This window comes from Sphaerisporangium sp. NPDC005288, from assembly GCF_040607475.1.
In the GTDB taxonomy this organism is placed as follows: Bacteria; Actinomycetota; Actinomycetes; order Streptosporangiales; family Streptosporangiaceae; genus Sphaerisporangium; species Sphaerisporangium rhizosphaerae.
Genome location: NZ_JBEXGT010000034.1, coordinates 60,936 through 78,914, shown reverse-complemented (window position 1 = coordinate 78,914; position 17,979 = coordinate 60,936). Strand labels below are relative to the sequence as shown.

General features: G+C 71.8%; 12 protein-coding genes. 6 read left to right on the top strand and 6 right to left on the bottom strand.

Going from position 1 to position 17,979, the window contains the following annotated elements; genetic code table 11:
• Positions 1–114 precede the first annotated feature (114 nt).
• Positions 115–1,149 carry a COX15/CtaA family protein gene (locus ABZU32_RS28330; protein ID WP_354926696.1) on the top strand — a complete coding sequence of 345 codons (1,035 nt, stop codon included), beginning with the start codon at positions 115–117 and terminating at the stop codon, positions 1,147–1,149.
• Positions 1,150–1,155: 6 nt separating this feature from the next.
• A complete protein-coding gene (locus ABZU32_RS28325) occupies positions 1,156–1,887 on the top strand; it encodes an ElyC/SanA/YdcF family protein (RefSeq protein WP_354926694.1) in 732 nt (243 codons plus the stop codon).
• 532 nt (positions 1,888–2,419) lie between these two features.
• Here the strand turns inward: ABZU32_RS28325 and ABZU32_RS28320 are convergent.
• The 4 genes from ABZU32_RS28320 to ABZU32_RS28305 all read right to left on the bottom strand — a co-directional run bounded on the left by ABZU32_RS28320 (position 2,420) and on the right by ABZU32_RS28305 (position 9,191).
• Entirely contained in the window at positions 2,420–3,493 is a 1,074-nt protein-coding gene (locus ABZU32_RS28320; protein ID WP_354926692.1) for a lytic polysaccharide monooxygenase, read from the bottom strand.
• A gap of 266 nt (positions 3,494–3,759) precedes the next feature.
• A complete protein-coding gene (locus ABZU32_RS28315) occupies positions 3,760–5,250 on the bottom strand; it encodes a PrsW family glutamic-type intramembrane protease (protein WP_354926690.1) in 1,491 nt (496 codons plus the stop codon).
• A 231-nt stretch (positions 5,251–5,481) separates the two neighbouring features.
• The gene (locus tag ABZU32_RS28310; protein WP_354926688.1) at positions 5,482–8,193 is read right to left on the bottom strand and encodes a dipeptide ABC transporter ATP-binding protein; all 2,712 of its coding nucleotides are present in this window, start codon (positions 8,191–8,193) and stop codon (positions 5,482–5,484) included.
• A gap of 17 nt (positions 8,194–8,210) precedes the next feature.
• Entirely contained in the window at positions 8,211–9,191 is a 981-nt protein-coding gene (locus ABZU32_RS28305) for an ABC transporter permease (RefSeq protein WP_354926686.1), read from the bottom strand.
• A gap of 102 nt (positions 9,192–9,293) precedes the next feature.
• On the opposite strand from ABZU32_RS28305, the gene ABZU32_RS28300 reads away from it, so the two are divergent.
• Together ABZU32_RS28300 and ABZU32_RS28295 are read left to right on the top strand one after the other, a co-directional pair.
• On the top strand, positions 9,294–11,003 hold the full coding sequence (locus tag ABZU32_RS28300) for an ABC transporter family substrate-binding protein (protein WP_354926684.1): 1,710 nt from the start codon (positions 9,294–9,296) through the stop codon (positions 11,001–11,003).
• Between the two features lie 106 nt (positions 11,004–11,109).
• Positions 11,110–12,552, top strand: coding sequence for an FAD-binding oxidoreductase (locus tag ABZU32_RS28295; protein ID WP_354926682.1), 1,443 nt, complete (start codon positions 11,110–11,112; stop codon positions 12,550–12,552).
• Positions 12,553–12,626: 74 nt separating this feature from the next.
• Here the strand turns inward: ABZU32_RS28295 and ABZU32_RS28290 are convergent, their stop codons facing one another.
• Positions 12,627–13,106, bottom strand: a complete 480-nt coding sequence (locus ABZU32_RS28290) for a hypothetical protein (protein WP_354844801.1) — start codon at positions 13,104–13,106, stop codon at positions 12,627–12,629.
• 244 nt (positions 13,107–13,350) lie between these two features.
• Complete coding sequence (locus tag ABZU32_RS28285) at positions 13,351–14,286, bottom strand: heme o synthase (RefSeq protein WP_354926680.1); 936 nt, start codon at positions 14,284–14,286, stop codon at positions 13,351–13,353.
• Between the two features lie 422 nt (positions 14,287–14,708).
• Here ABZU32_RS28285 and tkt point away from each other — a divergent pair, with 422 nt between their 5' ends.
• Entirely contained in the window at positions 14,709–16,820 is a 2,112-nt protein-coding gene (gene tkt / locus ABZU32_RS28280; RefSeq protein ID WP_354926678.1) for a transketolase, read from the top strand.
• Positions 16,821–16,830: 10 nt separating this feature from the next.
• Positions 16,831–17,940 carry a transaldolase gene (gene tal, locus ABZU32_RS28275; protein ID WP_354926676.1) on the top strand — a complete coding sequence of 370 codons (1,110 nt, stop codon included), beginning with the start codon at positions 16,831–16,833 and terminating at the stop codon, positions 17,938–17,940.
• Positions 17,941–17,979 lie beyond the last annotated feature (39 nt).

Genomic DNA, 17,979 nt, shown 5'->3' with positions numbered 1-17,979 from the left:
TGAATGACGACGAAGGACACCGCCTCAAGGGCGCCCCGAGCCCGCCGAGCGGAGCGAGGCCGAACAGCACAGCGCGATTCGGGACCGGCTGGGTGGACGCCTACGATGTGTGCCGTGACCGCAGCAGACCAGCCCCGCGACGGTGCGGGGGGCGCCGGGACCGGCGCCCTCCTCGACCGGGCGCGTGGCCAGGCCCTCGACCTGTTCCACTCCGCGTGGTCGGCCACGCCCGCCACCGTCAGGCGGTGGGCGCTGGCAGCCGTGATCGTCAACGCGGGCATCGCGGTGACCGGCGCGGCCGTCCGGCTCACCGGCTCCGGCCTCGGGTGCCCCACCTGGCCGCGCTGCACGCCCGACAGCTTCGTCCCCGCCGCGCACGACGCGCACTCGCCCCTGAACATGGCCATCGAGTTCGGCAACCGCCTGCTGACCTTCCTGGTGCTGGCCGTGGCCGTCGGCTGTGTGGTCGCCGTCATGCGGGTGGTGCCCCGCCGCTCCAGCCTGGTGTACCTGGCGTGGATCCAGCCGCTGGGCGTCGCCGTGCAGGCGCTGTGGGGCGGCGTGGTCGTGCGCACGCTGCTCAACCCGGTCACGGTCAGCGTGCACTTCCTGCTGTCCATCGGCATGATCGCGGCGGCGTTCGCGCTGTACGCGCGGTCGGGCGAGGGCGACCAGCCGCCGCGGCGGCTGGTCCACCGCGACATCCGCACGCTGGGCTTCGTCCTGGTCGCCGCCGTGCTGGCGCTGCTCATCGCCGGCGTCGTGGTCACCGGCACCGGGCCGCACTCGGGGGACGAGGCCGCCTCGCGGTTCGGCTTCGACATCCAGTCGGTGGCCCGGCTGCACGCCGACGCCGTGTGGGTCGTGCTCGGCCTGACCTTCGCCCTGCTGTTCGCGCTGCACGTGACCGACTCTCCCGGCCGGGCACGCCGGGGCGCGCTCATCCTGCTCGGCGTCGAGCTGGCCCAGGGCGTGATCGGGTACGTGCAGTACTTCCTGGCCGTGCCGGCGCTGCTGGTGGGCCTGCACGTGCTCGGCTCGACCCTGGTCTGGATCGCCACGTTGCGCGTGGTGTACCTCATGCGCTCGCGCGGCCCGGCCGGCGCGCCCTTCACCGGGGAGAACCTACTGGACGCCGCCGGCGTCTGAACCATCGTGATCCCTCCTGCCGTGGCGCGGTGGACCCGCGCCGCCCGGGTGTCGCTGCGCTCGCGCGCCGTCCGGCGCCGCGCGTTCCACGGCGCCGTGGCGCTCAGCCTGCTCGGCCTGGCGCCGATGACCTGGGCCTGGCTGTCCACCACGCGCTACCGGCTCACGGCCGGAGCCGCGCCGGGGTGGACGCGCCAGGTCCCGACCGCCCCGGTGGGGCTGGTGCTCGGCGCCGGGCTGTACGGCCACTCCCCCACGCCGATGCTGGCGACCCGGCTGGACATCGCCGCCCGGTTGCTGCGAGTGGGGAAGGTGCGGGCCCTTCTGCTGTCGGGCGACAACAGCCGGCCCGGCTACGACGAGCCCTCCGTCATGCGCGACTACCTGGTCGCGCGCGGGGTGCCGGCCGGGGTGCTGGTGCTGGACTACGCCGGGTTCGACACCTGGGACTCCTGCGTGCGGGCCCGCCGGGTGTTCGGGGTCCGTGCCCTCACCGTCGTCACGCAGGATTTCCACCTGCCGCGCGCCGTCGCCCTGTGCCGGGCCGCGGGCCTTGACGCCTTCGGCGTCGGTGACGACTCCGCCGCCCGGTTCCCCGCCCAGACCTACGTCTACGCCGTGCGCGAGTTCGGCGCGACCGCGAAGGGGTTCCTGGACGCGGTGGTGCTGAGGTCCCCGCCGGTCTTCCCGGGGCCGCGCGAGACCTCGCTCGACCGCGTCCTCGGCGCCCGCCGCTGAACGCCCCCGCGACCGAAGTTTCGGTTCCGGCGCGAAAGTTTCATCGGGCTTGCCAGCGCCGGAGGTCGCAAGCTGCGGCTTCTCGGCCGCCCGCCCTTGCCGTGAAGTGAGGGCTTCGTCACCGGCGGGCCTGCGGGGTATGGTCCCTTCGCGCGCATGGGAGCGCTCCCATAATCATCTGTCCCTCGCCCGCCGGCAAGGAAGGGGTGACGCCCCTCGGCAGTGCCACGACAACCGCGTATCCCGTCCTGAACTCGGACGCTGCAACCGTGAGGCGGAAGTGCCTCTCCGCCTCACGGTCCGGCGCCCGGGTTTCCGCATGCCCGGACGCCGCCTCCCCTCGCCGCCGCCCCCTCCCTGCCGGCCTCTTGACCAGCCGGCCGCTCCCAGCCGCCTCGCCCAGCGGGCCTCTCCCAGCCGCCCCTGCCAGTCGGCCTCTTCCGCTGGTCGTACACGCTTGAGGTCCCTCTCGCGAGGAGCAAACGCGGGCGCGCCGGCCGGCGCCGAAGGCCGGCGTGCCCGCGCCCGCGAACTATCCGCAGTTCACATCGGTGAACGTCGGAGTCCCCGACCCTGTCATGGTGGCCAGGAACCCGGCGGTCGCCGAGGCCCCGGGGTCGAGCTTGAGAGCCCATGACGGCGCGTGGATCATGCCGCTCGGGCCGCTCTGCATCATCGTCCCGTTCCACGCCTGCGTCATGGTGATGCCCAGCGGCATCATCCAGGAGACGTACCACTCGTTGATCGGCGTGGACCCGGTGTTCTTGATCGTCACCGTGGCCTGGAACCCGCCCTGCCAGCTGCTGGCGAGCGTCACCGTGGCCTGGCAGGCGATGGCGCCGGGCGAGGACGGCGTCGGGGTGGGCGTGACCGGCGGCGGCGAGCTCGGCGGCGGGGAACTGGGCGGCGGGGAGCTCGGCGGGGGTGAGCTCGGCGGCGGCGTCGAGGTGCCTCCGAAGATCACGTCCGAGCAGCCGTAGAAGGTCTCCTTGCTGTCGGAGCGGTACCACACCGAGTAGATGACGTGCCGGCCGCTCTTGTTGGGCAGCCGCCCGGAGAACCGGTAGGCGCCGTTGCTCACCCCCGGCTCGGGATCGGCCGTCAGGAACGGCTGATCCTCCATGTCGGCCCAGGTCAGCGGCGCGGTGGGGTTGTAGCCGTCCTTGGTGACGTACAGCTTGAACCCGCCGGGGTGGGGCACCCAGGCCCCGTAGACGAAGTTGAACATCGCGCCGGGCTGCACCACCGTGGCCGGCCAGTCGGCCCTGGGCGCGTCGTAGGCGGCGTACTTGTCGAACCCGCCGCTGCAAAGCTTTCCGTCGGGGATGAAGCCCTTCGTGCGACCGGCGCCGTCCGAGCGCAGCACCCCGTACCAGTCGTACAGCGGCTGGGTACCGCCCGCGGCGACGGCCTGGGCGCAGGCGGGGTTCTTCGGCTTGATCTCGTTGCTGGAGGTCAGCCCGTCGGTGTAGCAGGCGTAGGTCCTGCTGGCGGGCGCCTGGAGCGCGCCGTGCGCCAGGGCCGAGCGCTGGAGGCCCAGCGTCGTCAACCCGGCGGCCACGACCGCCACAGCGGTCAGAATCGCCACCTTTACCTTGGTTTTCACGCTTCCTCTTCACATCGCGGATGCCACCGCGCGGGGGCGGCGGTCGGACGAGCGGGCGCAGGACGCGCGCCGCTCCGGTCTGTCTCAGGGCGCGCGCGGCGGCGGCGCCGGCCGCGCGCCCACTCTGGCCCGGCCACCCGGAAAAGGGCATCGGAAGTGGCCACAGACATCCGCGTAACGCGATTGAAACACGGGGCCACGCGCGCGGCAAGGGCGCGCGGGCGACCAGGGACGATGCGAGGACGGCGGGAGGACTGCGGGGCGGGCTAGCGCGCCCCACCCGGACCGGGCCCGGGCATCCCGGGCGGCCCGGGCCGGTACTCGGGGCCGGACGTACCGGGCCGGTACTCAGGGCCAGACCCGCCGGACCGGAACTCAGGGCCAGACCCGCCGGGCTGGTGCGCGGGGCCGGACGGCCCCGGGCGGTACTCCGGGCCGGGAGTGCCCGGCGGGGCGGGCCGGTATCCGGAAGGCGGCCGGCCCGGGCGGCGCTCGGGGCCGGGCGCGCCGTCGGCCGGGTACGGGTCGCCGGGCAGGCCGTCGCGCGGCGGGTAGGGGGAGACCGAGTGCCAGGTGTCGTGCCCGGGGGCGTAGCCGGGCGGGGCCATGCCCTTGGCGATCGTGGCCTGGTGCCGCTCGGGGACGGGGAAGGCCGCCTTGGCGACGCTCATGCACGCCAGCAGCGCCTCCCGCCGGGTCTCGAACGTCTCACGGTCGATCACCCCGCGCACGCCGCGCTCGTGGAGCAGGCCCAGTTCGGTGGCGGCCACCTGGTAGTCGCGCATGGCGTGCAGCCCCGCCTGACCGCCGTAGGCCTTGGCCCACTGGCGGGCCTGGCGCCGCCCCTGCAGCGACGACAGCATGAACACGTCGAAGTCGGTGACCAGCCCGAGCCCACCGTACGGCGGCAGGTAGAGCTGGATGAGGCCGACGATGCGCTTGCGGTCCTTGACGACCACGCTCAGCTCGACGAAGAACAGGATCATCAGCAGCAGGTAGGCCAGCGACAGCCCCTGGAACCCGCCGTAGGAGGTGAAGCCGTTCCAGATGCCGTGCAGCATGATGGCGCCGGCCCAGCCGAGCAGGACCACTCCACCGCGCACCGGCCCCTGGCGCTGCGCCGCGTACGCGACCGCGATGCCGATCATCGAGGTGAACAGCGGATGCGCGAACGGCGACAGGATTCCGCGCAGCACCACGGTCACCGCCAGCCCCTGGAAGCCGTGCTGGTCCTGCGCCATGATGTAGTAGCTGACGTTCTCGCTCATCGCGAAGCCGAGGCCCACCATGCCGGCGTAGATGATGCCGTCGGTGGGGCCGTCGAGCTCCTGGCGGCGCCAGCGCAGCAGGCCCAGCAGCACCAGGCCCTTCATCGTCTCCTCGACCACCGGGGCCACGAAGGTCGCCACCAGGTTGCGCGCGTCGGTCGGGTCGTGCAGGGCGTTGGTGACGTACCTGAGGTTGAGGCTGTTGAGGATGCCGGCCACCAGCACCGCGACGCCCGCGCCCCACATGAACGCGAAGGCCAGGTCCTTGCCCGGCTCGGGCTCCATGCGGTCCAGGCCGAGCAGCGCGGCCAGCAGCAGCGGCACCGGCGCCAGCGCCAGGACGAGCGCGATGAAGAACTGCACCGGCTCGCCGTTGAAGATGTCGAAGGAGAACGAGACCAGCGCGCAGATGCCGGCCACGACGAGGCCGATGATGAGCCCGAGAGAGGGGCGCTCCCTCAGCACCCAGCGGGGATCACGGTTCGTCATGGGCGCGAGCGTAATCGACCGGCCACGACCTGTCCGCTCGGCGTCCCCGGCCCGCGCCCGGCCCGCGCCCGCACGGCGCGCTACCTCCGCGTCCGTACGGCTCGCCCCACGTGATCACCGCACCACCCCGTACACGACCCGGCTCCGAACCCTTTGGTCTTCCCCCGTCGACCGGCCCCCACACCTGCGCCAAATGGTACATCTTCCGACTTGCCCGCCCGGTGAGCCCGGTCAGGCGACACCGGGGTGGTGGCAGGCGACGACGTGCCCGGCGCCATGGGCCACCGGTTCGGGGTCGGCCGTCTCGCAGGGGACCCGCCGCTCCGCCGGGAGGCTCGCGTAGACCGGGCACCGGCCGCGGAAGCGGCACCCGACCGGCCGCGCGGTGGCGCCCGGAGGGTCGCCGGCCAGCAGGATCCGTTGCCGGCGGCGCTCCAGGGACGGGTCTGGGATCGGGACCGCCGAGATCAGCGCCCGCGTGTAGGGATGCAGGGGCGCCTCGAAGAGCGTGGCGGTGTCGCCGCTCTCGACGGTCCTGCCGAGGTACATCACGCTGACCCGGTCGGCGATGTGCCGGGTCACGGCCAGGTCGTGCGAGACGAACAGGTAGGCGAGGCCCAGCTCGTCGCGCAGACGGGCGAGCAGCGCGAGGATCCCGGCCTGCACGGTGACGTCCAGTGCCGACACCGGCTCGTCCAGGACGACGAGCTTGGGTTCCACCGACAGCGCCCGCGCGATGGCGACGCGCTGGCGCTGCCCGCCGGAGAACTGGTGGGGGTACCGCTCGGCGTGGGCCGCGGACAGGCCCACCTGCTCCAGCAGCGCGGGCACCCGCGCCAGGGCCTCCCTGCGGGGGACGCCGAGCGTGAGCAGCGGCTCGGCGATGATGTGGCCGGTCGTCATCCGCGGGTCGAGGCTGGCCATGGGGTCCTGGAAGACGATCTGGATCTCGCCGCGCAGCCGCGCCGCCTGTCCGCGGGTGAGCGCGGCCGTGTCGGATCCGAGCACCTCGATCGTGCCCTCGGCGGGGCGGGCGAGCGACATGATCTCGAACAGGGTCGTGCTCTTGCCCGAGCCCGACTCGCCGACCAGGCCGAGCGTCTCGCCGCGGCGTACGAGCAGGTCCGCGCCGTCGACCGCGCGGACCGAGCCGACCTCGCGCCGGAACACCGTGCCACTGAACAGCGGAAAGGTCCTGGTCAGGCCGGAGACCCGCAGTACCGGCGGCCGGCCGGACACGTCGCGCGGGGGCGGCGCCTGGTCCAGCCGGGGCACGGCGGCCAGCAGCTCACGCGTGTAGTCCTCCTTGGGCCGGGCGAAGACGTCCTCGACCGTCCCGTGCTCGACCACCAGCCCGTCGCGCATGACCACGACGCGGTCGGCCAGCCCGGCGATGACGCCGAGGTCGTGGCTGACGAACACCAGGGCCGCCCCGGTCCGGCGGCGGGCCTCGCGCAGCAGGTCCAGGATCTGCGCCTGGACGGTCACGTCGAGGGCCGTGGTGGGCTCGTCGGCCACGATGACCTCGGGGTCGTTGGCCATCGCCATCGCGATCATGGCCCGCTGCCGCATACCGCCGGAGAACTCGTGCGGGTAGGAGCCCGCGCGCAGGGCCGGGTCGGGGATGCCGACCATGCGCAGCAGCTCGACCGCGCGCCGCCCGGCCTCGGCCCTGGACACCCGCTGGTGGACGCGGACTGCTTCGGCGAGCTGGTCGCCGACGCGCATCACAGGGGTGAAGGCCGACAGCGGGTCCTGGAACACCATGGCGACCCGCCTGCCGCGCAGTGCCATGAGCGTGGGCACCGGCGCGCCGATGATCTCCGTTCCGGCCAGCCGGACCGAGCCGCTCACCGAGGCGGAGGGGGGAAGCAGGCCCATCGCGGCCAGCGCCGTGACCGACTTGCCCGATCCGGACTCACCGACGATGCCGAGCACCTCTCCGCGTCGCAGGTCCCAGCTCACTCCCTTGACCGCCTCCTGTCCGCCGAAGGCGACGCGCAGGTCCCGGACCGACACAACGACGTCGTCCGGCACCGGCTCGCGGGGAGTGCGCGCCGCCGGCGACGCGGCGGGACGCGGACGGCGGGCGCGGCGGGCACGGCGGGCGGGCCGGGGGGTGGGGTCCACCGCGTCGCGCAGCCCGTCGCCGACCATGCTGACGGCCAGGACGAACACGATGAGCAGGCCGGCCGGGAAGAAGAACATCCACGGGTAGGTGGTGGCGCCGCCGGTCGCGTCGGCGATGAGCGTGCCGAGGGAGACGTCGGGCGGCTGCACCCCGAACCCGAAGTAGGACAGCGTCGTCTCGCTCATGACGGCGCCTCCCACCGCGATCGTGGTGTCGACGATCAGGAACGAGGCCACGTTGGGCAGGACGTGCCGCGCGATCACCCGCGCCCCGCCGACGCCCATGAACTCCGCGGCCCGGACGAACTCGCGTTCCTTGAGCGACAGCGTCATCGAGCGGACGATCCTGGCGCTGACCATCCAGCCGAGGACGCCGAGCAGCAGCGCGAACACCGGCCAGCCCGACCCGCGCAGGACCGGCGAGATCATCGAGATCACCAGGAAGCCGGGGAAGACGAGGAACAGGTCGATCAGGAAGCGGACGGCCCGATCGGCCCAGCCGCCGAAGTAGCCCGCCGCGGCTCCGGCGAGGGTCGCCAGGACGGTGGAGAAGACCGCGACCACCAGGCCGATGACGAGCGACTTCTGCAGCCCGTGGGTCACCTGGGCGAAGACGTCCTGCCCGATGCCGTTGGTGCCCCACCAGTGCTGGGCCGACGGAGGCTCCCGGAGGGCGGTGAAGTCGATGTCCCCGAAGTGCCACGTGGTCAGCAGCGGGCCGGCGAAGGCGAGGGCGAACAGCAGGAGGATGACGGTGAAGCCGGCCGCGGCGCCCTTGGCCGCGGCGAGCCTTCGCAAGGTGATACCGATCACGGAGGTGTCTTCCCGGCCTAGGCGTCGCGGACGCGGGGGTCCAGTACGGCGTGCAGCAGGTCGGCGACCAGGCCCGAGGCCAGGACCACGACCGCGGCGAAGAGGTTGACGGCGACGACCGCGTTGACGTCGTTCTTGTTGACCGCGTCGACGAACCACTCCCCCATACCGTGCCAGCCGAAGATCGTCTCGGTGAGGGTGGCGCCGGTGAAGATGGCGAGGAAGCCGTAGGCGAAGAAGGTCGACAGGGGGATCAGCGCGACACGCAGCCCGTGCTTGAGCAGGGCCGTCCGCGGCGCGAGCCCCTTGGCGACCGCGGTGCGCAGGTAGTCCGAGCCGAGGACGTCGAGGGTGCTCGCGCGCTGGTAGCGGCTGTAGATGGCGATGGCGCCGAGGGCGATGGACAGGGTCGGCAGCAGCAGGTGCACGGCGCGGTCGCCCGCCTGGGCGAGCAGGCCGCCGGTGAGGCCGGGCGTCTTCTCGCCGGTGTAGCCGATGACCTGGCCGAAGGTCTCGTTGATCCACCGCGCGCCGGTCTTGAGCAGCACGGCGAGCAGGAAGACCGGGGTGGACAGCAGGACGAAGGAGGTGACCGTGACCAGGCGGTCCGAGAGCCGGTACTGCCGTACCGCGCTCCACACGCCGGCCAGGATGCCGATCACGGTGCCGAGCAGGGTGCCGACGAGCAGCAGCCGCAGGCTCACCCCGACGCGCCGGCCGAACTCCTCGCCCACCGAGGTGTCGAAGATCGTCCGTCCGAGGTCGCCGGTGAGCGCGTGCCCGGCCCAGGTGCCGAACCGCACGAGGAGCGGGTCGTGGTCGTTGACGCCGAGGTGGGTGAGCTGCGCCTCCACGGCGGCGGCCGGGGGTCTCGGCTGGCGGCCCTCGAAGTAGGCGCGGGGTTTCAGCGCGGTGGCGGCCACGGCGTAGGAGAGGAAGACCGCGACGGTGAGCAGCACCAGGTAGTACCCGGCCCGTCTGACGAGGAAGCCCGTCACGCCGTGCCCCTCCCTTCTTCCCGCCTGACCCGGTGGCTAATGTTGAGTAATCCTACCGTTAAAGTCTGTTTTGTTCGCAAACAGGACCCCAGGGGAGAGCACGTGACGACAGGTACCCGGCTGTGGGCGGTGGCCGCCGCGGCGACGCTGGCACTCGCGGGATGCGGAGGGAACACCCCCTCCCCCGGTTCCGGCGCGGCGGCGGCGGGTTCGCCGGGCGCCGCGAGCGGCGGCCCGGCCGTCGACGCGGCCGACATCAACCCCCAGCCCCTGGACCGCCTCAAGGACGGCGGCACGCTGCGGATGAGCATCCAGCAGTGGATCACGCAGTACAACAGCCAGCAGGTGGACGGCACGCAGGGCGACGGCTCCGCCATCGTGGCCCTCGTCGAGCCCGACCTGTTCTCCTACGACGCCAAGGGCGTCCCCCACCCGGTGCCGGACTACCTGGAGTCGGCCGAGGTGACCTCCACCTCGCCCCAGGTGGTCACCTACAAGCTCAACCCCAAGGCCAGGTGGTCGGACGGCGCCCCGCTGAGCTACAAGGACTTCCAGGCGCAGTGGAAGGCCCTGAACGGCAGGGACAAGTCCTACCTGTCCGCCGGGTGGGCCGGGTACGACCTGATCGGCAAGGTCGAGCAGGGGGCCGGCCCGCAGGAGGTCAAGGTGACCTACGACAAGCCGTTCGCCGACTGGCGGCAGACGTTCGACCCGTTGTTCCCCGCCGCCGCCTACGACACCCCGGAGAAGTTCAACAAGGGCTGGCTGGAGAAGGTGCCGATCACCGCCTCGGCGTGGAAGATCGGCTCCTACGACAAGACGGCGCAGACCATCACCGCCGTCCGCGACCCGAACTGGTGGGGCGCCAAACCCAAGCTCGACTCCGTCGTCTTCCGCGCGCTGGACCCGGCCGCCGCCCTCGACGCCTACCTGAACAAGGAGATCGACTACGTCGCGGCCATCCGTCCGGAGGCCTACGGCCGCGTCAAGGACGACCCGGACACCGCCATCCGCGTCGGCGCGCGCTGGGACGAGGTGCACATCACCCTCAACGGCGGGCGGGGCCCGCTGCAGGACCTCAAGGTGCGCAACGCCGTGGAGAAGGCGGTCGACCGCGGCGCCCTCACCGAGGTGGCCTTCAAGGACCTGCCGTTCAAGGGACGGCCGCTCGGCAACCACTTCTTCATGCCGAACCAGGAGGGCTTCCAGGACAACTCCGGCGAGTACGGCAAGTACGACCTGGAGGGCGCGAAGAGGCTGCTGGACGAGGCGGGCTGGAAGGACAACGGCGCCGGGCAGCCCCGCACCAAGGACGGCGCGCCGCTGAAGCTGTCGTTCGTGATCAGCGCGGACTCCACCTCCCAGCAGGCCGACCAGGCCACGCTGCTGCAGAACATGCTCGCCCAGGCGGGCATCCAGATCACGATCGACAAGGTGCCCGGCAACGACTACTTCGAGAAGTACGTCTACCGCGGCGACTTCGACCTGGTCTCCTTCCGCAACGTCGACCAGCTCTTCCTGTCGCAGGCGTTCCCCCAGTACCAGAAGCCCGAAGGCGAGAACGTCTACCAGAACTACGGCCGGATCAGCTCGCCGGAACTGGTCGACCTGCTGACCAAGGCGCAGACCACCACCGACCGGACCGAGGCCGTCAAGCTGTACAACCAGGCGGACGCGCTGGTCTGGCGGCTCGGCCACACCATCGAGCTGTACCAGCGGCCCCAGGTGCTGGCCGTGCGCAAGGGGCTGGCCAACTTCGGCGCGGGCGGCCTGTCCTCCGACGACTTCACCAAGGCGGGATGGGAGAAGTGAGCCTCTGAGGTACTCCCGCGCCGCGGATGACACGATCGGACCGCCTGGGCCCTAATATCCGTCTTTGGGCTGTATGTCCGCACATACAAGGCGGTAAGGAACGAGTATGACCCGCTTGAACGGCACGCCGTTGACCGACGACTTCGCCAACGGCGGGGTCTCGTTCTGGTACCGGCAGATCGGCGTCCCGGAACGCCGGCCCGCGCTGCCGGGGCCGCGCGACTACGACGTCGCGATCGTCGGCGGCGGCTACACCGGCATGTGGACGGCCTACTACCTGAAGAAGGCGCAGCCGGACCTGCGCGTCGCGATCCTGGAGCGGGAGTTCGCCGGGTTCGGCGCCTCCGGCCGCAACGGCGGCTGGCTGTCGGCCGAGTTCGCCGGCTCCCGCGAACGGCACGCCGCCGCCCGCGGCAGGCAGGCGATGATCGACCTGCAGCACGCGATGTTCGCCGCGGTGGAGGAGGTCATCGAGGTCACCCGCGCCGAGGGCATCGACGCCGACGTCCACAAGGGCGGCCTGGTCCACGTGGCCACCAACCCGGCCCAGGACCGCCGCCTGCGCGCCGAGGTCGCCGACCTGCGCCGGTGGGGGTTCGACGAGCAGGACATGCGGCCGCTCACCGCCCAGGAGCGCGAGGAGCGCATCCACGTGGCGGGGGCGCTGTCGGCCGCCTACAGCCCGCACTGCGCCCGCATCCAGCCCGCCAAGCTCGCCGTGGGGCTGGCCCGCACGGTGGCCGCCCTCGGCGTCGACGTCTTCGAGGGCACCACGGTCACCGAGATCCGGCCGCGGACCGGGGACGGCCCGGGCAAGGCGGGCAGGGCGGCCGCGGTGACCGACCGCGGCACGGTCACCGCCGAGTACGTCATCCGCGCCACCGAGGGCTTCACCGCGAGCATCCGCGGGCAGCGCCGCCAGTGGCTGCCGATGAACAGCTCGATGATCGTCACCGAGCCGCTCGGCGAGCGGGTGTGGGAGCGCATCGGCTGGCAGGGCCGGGAACTGCTCGGCGACCAGGCGCACGCCTACATCTACGCCCAGCGGACCGCCGACGGTCGCATCGCCATCGGCGGGCGGGGCGTGCCCTACCGCTTCGGCTCGCGCACCGACGTGCGCGGCGCCACCCAGCCGCAGACGGTGGCGGCGCTGTACCGGATGCTCACCACGCTGTTCCCGGCGACCGCCGGCGCGCGGATCCAGCACTCCTGGTGCGGCGTGCTCGGCGTGCCCCGCGACTGGTGCTCGACCGTCCACCTCGACCACGCCACCGGCCTCGGCTGGGCGGGCGGCTACGTCGGCAGCGGGGTCACCACGACCAACCTGGCCGGGCGCACCCTGCGCGACCTGGTGCTGCGCCGGCGGACCGAGCTCACCGGGCTTCCGTGGGTGGGCCGTCAGGTGCGCCAGTGGGAGCCCGAGCCGCTGCGCTGGCTCGGCGTGCAGGCCATCTACGCGCTCTTCCGCACCGCCGACCGCCACGAGAACGCCCAGATGTCGCGTACATCCGCCTATGCCCGCCTGGCGGGCCTGATCTCCGGCCGCTGAGGGCCGCTGACGACCGCCGACGACCCTGACGACCGAGGGCGGCCGCGCTTGGCGCGCGGCCGCCGTGGCGGCGCTCAGCCGCAGTTACCCCAGGAGTTGCGGCCGCCGGTGGCGATCGCCGCGTCCCGCCGGGTGTCCCAGATCGTGCCGGAGTACTTGACGCAGAAGCCCTTGGCGTACAGCTTCACCGGGCCCGCGTAGTACTTGTACTTGCGCCCGTCGGTCTTGCTGTTGGTCCTGACGGGCTCGTCCTTGATCCGCTTGGTCTGCGTGGTCAGCGTCGCCGAGGTGTAGGTCGGCGTGCCGACGTACACCGTCTTGATGGTGGTGACGCAGTTGTAGCCGGTCTTGCGGTTGTAGAGCAGGTAGACGTAGCCGAACACGTCCCCCTCGCGGGTCTTCACCACCCGCTTGCTGTCGGCGACGCGGTGGAACCCCGCGCCGCAGACCCCCTCGGGGGTTCGGGCCGAGGCCACCGCGTACGCGGGGTTGGCGACGACGCCTCCGATCGACAGAGCCGCGGCCAGGAGAACCGTCTTGGTGGTCCTTCGCATCCAATGATCCCTTCCAGGCCCCCACCCGCCTGCCGGGCGGCGGCCGGCAGATCATTCTGCCGGACGATCACACATCGGATGACCGTAATAGTCAGATTCGGAAGGCGCGACGGACGCGGAACGGCAGCTCGGCGGCCACAGGGAGCCGCCCCGGAAAGGGAAACCAGAGCCACCTCGGAAAGGGAGGAACCGCCTCCTGAAGGGGAACCGGAGGAACCGGAGCCACCTCAGGAAGGGAACCGCCTCAGAGCAGGGAGTCGACGGCCACGGCGAGGAACAGCAGGGCCAGGTAGGCGTTGGACCAGTGGAAGAAGCGCATCGGGCGCAGCGCCACGCCGGTCTTGCCGGCGTTCAGGCGGCCCAGCAGGCGGTAGACCTCCCACAGGCACACCGCGCCGAGGACGGCGGCCGCCACCGCGTAGAACGGCGTGGTGTGGGCGACCGGCCACAGCAGCAGCGAGCACAGCACGGTGGCCCAGGTGTAGGCCACGCTCTCGAGCACGACCCGGCGCTCGCCGGCGACCACCGGCAGCATGGGCACCTTGGCGGCGGCGTAGTCCTCGCGGTAGCGCATGGCCAGGGTCCAGGTGTGCGGCGGCGTCCAGAAGAACACCACGCCGAACAGCACCACCGGCGCCCAGTCGACGCGGCCGGTGATGCCGGCCCAGCCGATGAGCACGGGCATGCACCCGGCGATGCCGCCCCACACGACGTTCTGCGAGGTGCGCCGCTTGAGCAGCATCGAGTAGACGAAGACGTAGAACAGGATCGCCCCGAGCGACCCGCCGGCCGCCACCCAGTTGACGCTCAGGCCGAGCCCGAGGGTGGACAGGACGCCGAGCACGACGCCGAAGATCAGCGCGTTGCGGGGCGTGACCTCCGCCATCGCCAGCGGGCGGCGGCGGGTGCGGCGCATGGTGGCGTCGATGTCGCGGTCGATGTAGCAGTTCAGCACGTTGGCGCTGCCCGCCGACAGGGTGCCGAAGACCAGGACGGCCACGGCGGCCCACAGCGGCGGGAAGCCGCGTGCCGCCAGGAACATCACCGGAAGCGTCGTGATCAGCAGCAGCTCGATGATCCGCGGCTTGGTCAGCGCCACGTAGGCCCGCACGGTGGCGAGCGTCGATCGGCGCGCGGCCGAAAGCGCGGCCGTGGGCGGCTTTGTGGTCAGCACCGTCATGGCGCTTCCAGCGGGTGCGGGGTCAACGCGTAACCTCTGATTAGAGCGGATCCGTGATTGCGGGCATGAGCCAGCGCTGTGAGGACTCACTGTAGTGCGGGGTGGCGTCGGTCCCGGCATCGGGGGCGAATGCCCCTCGCGCGGGCACCCTGGGGAGGGGGTCGTCCGCGCTGGTGAACGCCCCGTCTTCCCGGCGCCGGCGCGGTTCCCGGCCGGTGGGGCCTTTCGCGTTCCAGACCGAGTCTCAGGGGCAAGGTTGTAAGGACGCGAGCACCATGTTCCCCGGCCGCATGTCACAAGAACAATGCATCTACGGTGGGGGAATCGACCCATTAAGGTCCGGTGTTGGGAGCGAAGGTGCCCAAAGACCGGACGGGCGCGCGAGCCGAACCGGCGCCATTGACCTATAGGAGATCGAGCAGTTGAGCAGCGAACTCGTGCCAAACCTTGAGTGGAGCGACCTCGATCGGCGCGCGGTCGACGTCGTACGCGCGCTCGCCATGGACGCGGTGGAGAAGGCCGGATCCGGACACCCGGGCACCGCGATGAGCCTGGCCCCCGCCGCCTACCTGTTGTTCCAGCGCGTTCTGCGCCATGACCCCTCCGACCCGGCGTGGACCGGCCGCGACCGTTTCGTCCTGTCGGCCGGCCACTCCAGCCTGACCCTCTACATCCAGTTGTACCTGTCGGGCTACGGGCTGACCCTGGACGACCTGAAGGGTCTTCGCCAGTGGGGCAGCCTGACCCCGGGGCACCCGGAGCACGGCCACACGATCGGGGTGGAGACCACCACCGGCCCGCTCGGCCAGGGCCTCGGCAACGCGGTCGGCATGGCCATGGCCGCCCGCCGCGAGCGGGGCCTGTTCGACCCCGACACCGCGGCCGGCGACAGCCCCTTCGACCACCGCATCTGGGCCATCGCCTCCGACGGCGACATCGAGGAGGGCATCAGCCACGAGGTGAGCTCCATCGCGGGCCACCAGAAGCTGGGCAACCTCAACGTCATCTACGACGCCAACCACATCTCCATCGAGGACGACACCAACATCGCCCTGTCGGAGGACGTCGCCGCCCGCTACGAGGCGTACGGCTGGCACGTGATCAAGGTCGACTGGACCGCCACGGGCGAGTACGTCGAGAACGTCGAGGAGCTGTACGCGGCCTACCGGGCGGCCATCGAGGAGACCGAGCGTCCGACGCTGATCCGGCTGCGCACGATCATCGGCTGGCCCGCGCCGAACAAGCAGAACACCGGCAAGATCCACGGCTCGGCGCTGGGCGCCGACGAGGTCGCCGCCACCAAGGAGGTCCTCGGCCTGGACCCGTCCAAGGACTTCGACGTGCCCGAGGAGGTCCTGGCGCACACCCGCCAGGTGGTCGAGCGCGGCCGGGCCCTGCACGCCGAGTGGAGCAAGGGGTTCGAGAGCTGGCAGGCCGCCAACGCCGAGCGCGTCGCCCTGTTCGAGCGCATGAGCGCCCGCAAGCTCCCGGCCGGCTGGGACGAGGCCCTGCCGACCTTCGAGGCCGGCAAGTCGGTCGCCACCCGCAAGGCCTCCGGCCAGGTGCTGAACGCGCTGGCGCCGGTGCTGCCGGAGCTGTGGGGCGGCTCGGCCGACCTGGCCGAGTCCAACAACACCACGATGGAGGGCGAGCCGTCCTTCATCCCCGAGGAGCACCAGACCAAGGCGTTCCCCGGCAACCGCTACGGCCGCACGCTGCACTTCGGCATCCGCGAGCACGGCATGGGCTCGATCCTCAACGGCATCGCCCTGCACGACGGCACCCGCCCCTACGGCGGCACCTTCCTGGTCTTCAGCGACTACATGCGCCCGGCCGTGCGCCTGGCCGCCCTGATGGGCCTGCCGGTCACCTATGTGTGGACGCACGACTCCATCGGCCTGGGCGAGGACGGCCCGACCCACCAGCCCGTCGAGCACCTGTGGGCGCTGCGGGCCATCCCGGGCCTGGACGTGGTCCGCCCGGCCGACGCCAACGAGACCTCGGCCGCGTGGAAGACCGTCCTGGAGCACACCGACCGTCCGGCGGCGCTGGCGCTGACCCGGCAGAACCTGCCGGTGTACGAGGGCACGGCCGACTTCGACAAGGTCGCCAAGGGCGGCTACGTCCTGCAGGACGCCTCCAACGGGCAGCCCGAGGTGATCCTCATCGGCACCGGCAGCGAGGTCGAGCTGGCCGTCGGAGCGCGCAAGCTGCTGGAGGAGGAGGGCATCCCGGCCCGCGTGGTCTCCATGCCGTGCGTCGAGTGGTTCCAGGCCCAGGACGACGCCTACAAGCAGTCGGTCCTGCCTCCCGCGGTCCGCGCGCGCGTCGCCGTCGAGGCGGGAATCGCCCTGGGCTGGCGGCAGTTCGTGGGTGAGGAGGGCGAGGTCGTGAGCCTTGAGCACTTCGGCGCCTCCGCGCCGTACAAGACGCTGTACGAGCAGTTCGGCCTGACCGCCGAACGTGTGGCCGCCGCGGCGAAGGGCAGCCTCGCCAAGACCGGGGCCGACAAGGGCCAGACGACCGGAAACTGAGGAACGAGCCATGAGTGAGAACCTGAAGCGCCTGACCGGCCAGGGCGTGTCGATCTGGCTGGACGACATCAGCCGCGAGCGGCTGCGCAGCGGCAACCTCGCGGCGCTGGTGCGCGACAAGCAGGTCACCGGCGTCACGTCCAATCCCACCATCTTCGCCTCTGCGCTGAGCAAGGGCGACGCCTACGACGACCAGTTGCGCGACCTTACCGTGCGGGGCGTGGACGTGGGCGAGGCGGTCAGGGCCATCACGACCTATGACATCCGCTGGGCCGCCGACGTGCTGCGGCCGGTGTTCGACGCCACCGACGGCGTGGACGGCCGGGTGTCCATCGAGGTCGACCCGCGTCTGGCGACCGACACCGCCGAGAAGACGGTCGCCGAGGCGCGCGCGCTGTGGTGGCTGGTGGACCGGCCGAACGTCCACATCAAGATCCCGGCGACCGTCGAAGGCCTGCCGGCGATCACCCAGGCGCTCGCCGAGGGCATCAGCGTCAACGTCACGCTGATCTTCTCCCTCGAGCGCTACCGCGCGGTGATGGACGCCTGGCTTTCGGGCCTCGAGAAGGCCAAGGCCGCGGGGCTGGACCTGTCGAAGATCGAGTCGGTGGCGTCCTTCTTCGTCAGCCGCTTCGACACCGAGATCGACAAGCGCCTGGAGAAGATCGGCACCCCCGAGGCGCTCGCGCTGCGCGGCAAGGCCGCCATCGCCAACGCCCGCCTGGCCTTCGCCGCCTACGAGGAGGTCATGGCGAGCGATCGGTGGCAGGCGCTCAAGGCCGCCGGGGCGCACCCCCAGCGTCCGCTGTGGGCCTCCACCGGGGTGAAGAACCCCGACTACCCGGTCACCATGTACGTCGACCAGCTCGTGACCTCCGGCACGGTGAACACCATGCCGGAGAAGACGCTGGACGCCACGGCCGAGCACGGCTCCATCGACGGCGACACCGTGCGGTCGGGCTACACCGAGGCATGGGACACCATGGCGGCGCTCAAGCAGGTCGGCATCGACTACGACGACGTGGTGCGGGCGCTGGAGGAGGAGGGCGTCGAGAAGTTCGTCGCCTCGTGGACCGAGTTGCTCGGCACGCTCGAGTCGGAGCTGGAAAAGGCCCGCTAAGGCCCGCCCCCTGCAGCCTGGGCGGGCCGGCCGCGCGAC

Excerpts from the sequence above, each read along its gene's own strand:
- ABZU32_RS28315 (WP_354926690.1), bottom strand. The coding sequence starts at position 5,250 with ATGACGAACCGTGATCCCCGCTGGGTGCTGAGGGAGCGCCCCTCTCTC.
- ABZU32_RS28295 (WP_354926682.1), top strand. The coding sequence starts at position 11,110 with ATGACCCGCTTGAACGGCACGCCGTTGACCGACGACTTCGCCAACGGC.
- ABZU32_RS28290 (WP_354844801.1), bottom strand. The coding sequence starts at position 13,106 with ATGCGAAGGACCACCAAGACGGTTCTCCTGGCCGCGGCTCTGTCGATC.
- ABZU32_RS28285 (WP_354926680.1), bottom strand. The coding sequence starts at position 14,286 with ATGACGGTGCTGACCACAAAGCCGCCCACGGCCGCGCTTTCGGCCGCG.
- tal (WP_354926676.1), top strand. The coding sequence starts at position 16,831 with ATGAGTGAGAACCTGAAGCGCCTGACCGGCCAGGGCGTGTCGATCTGG.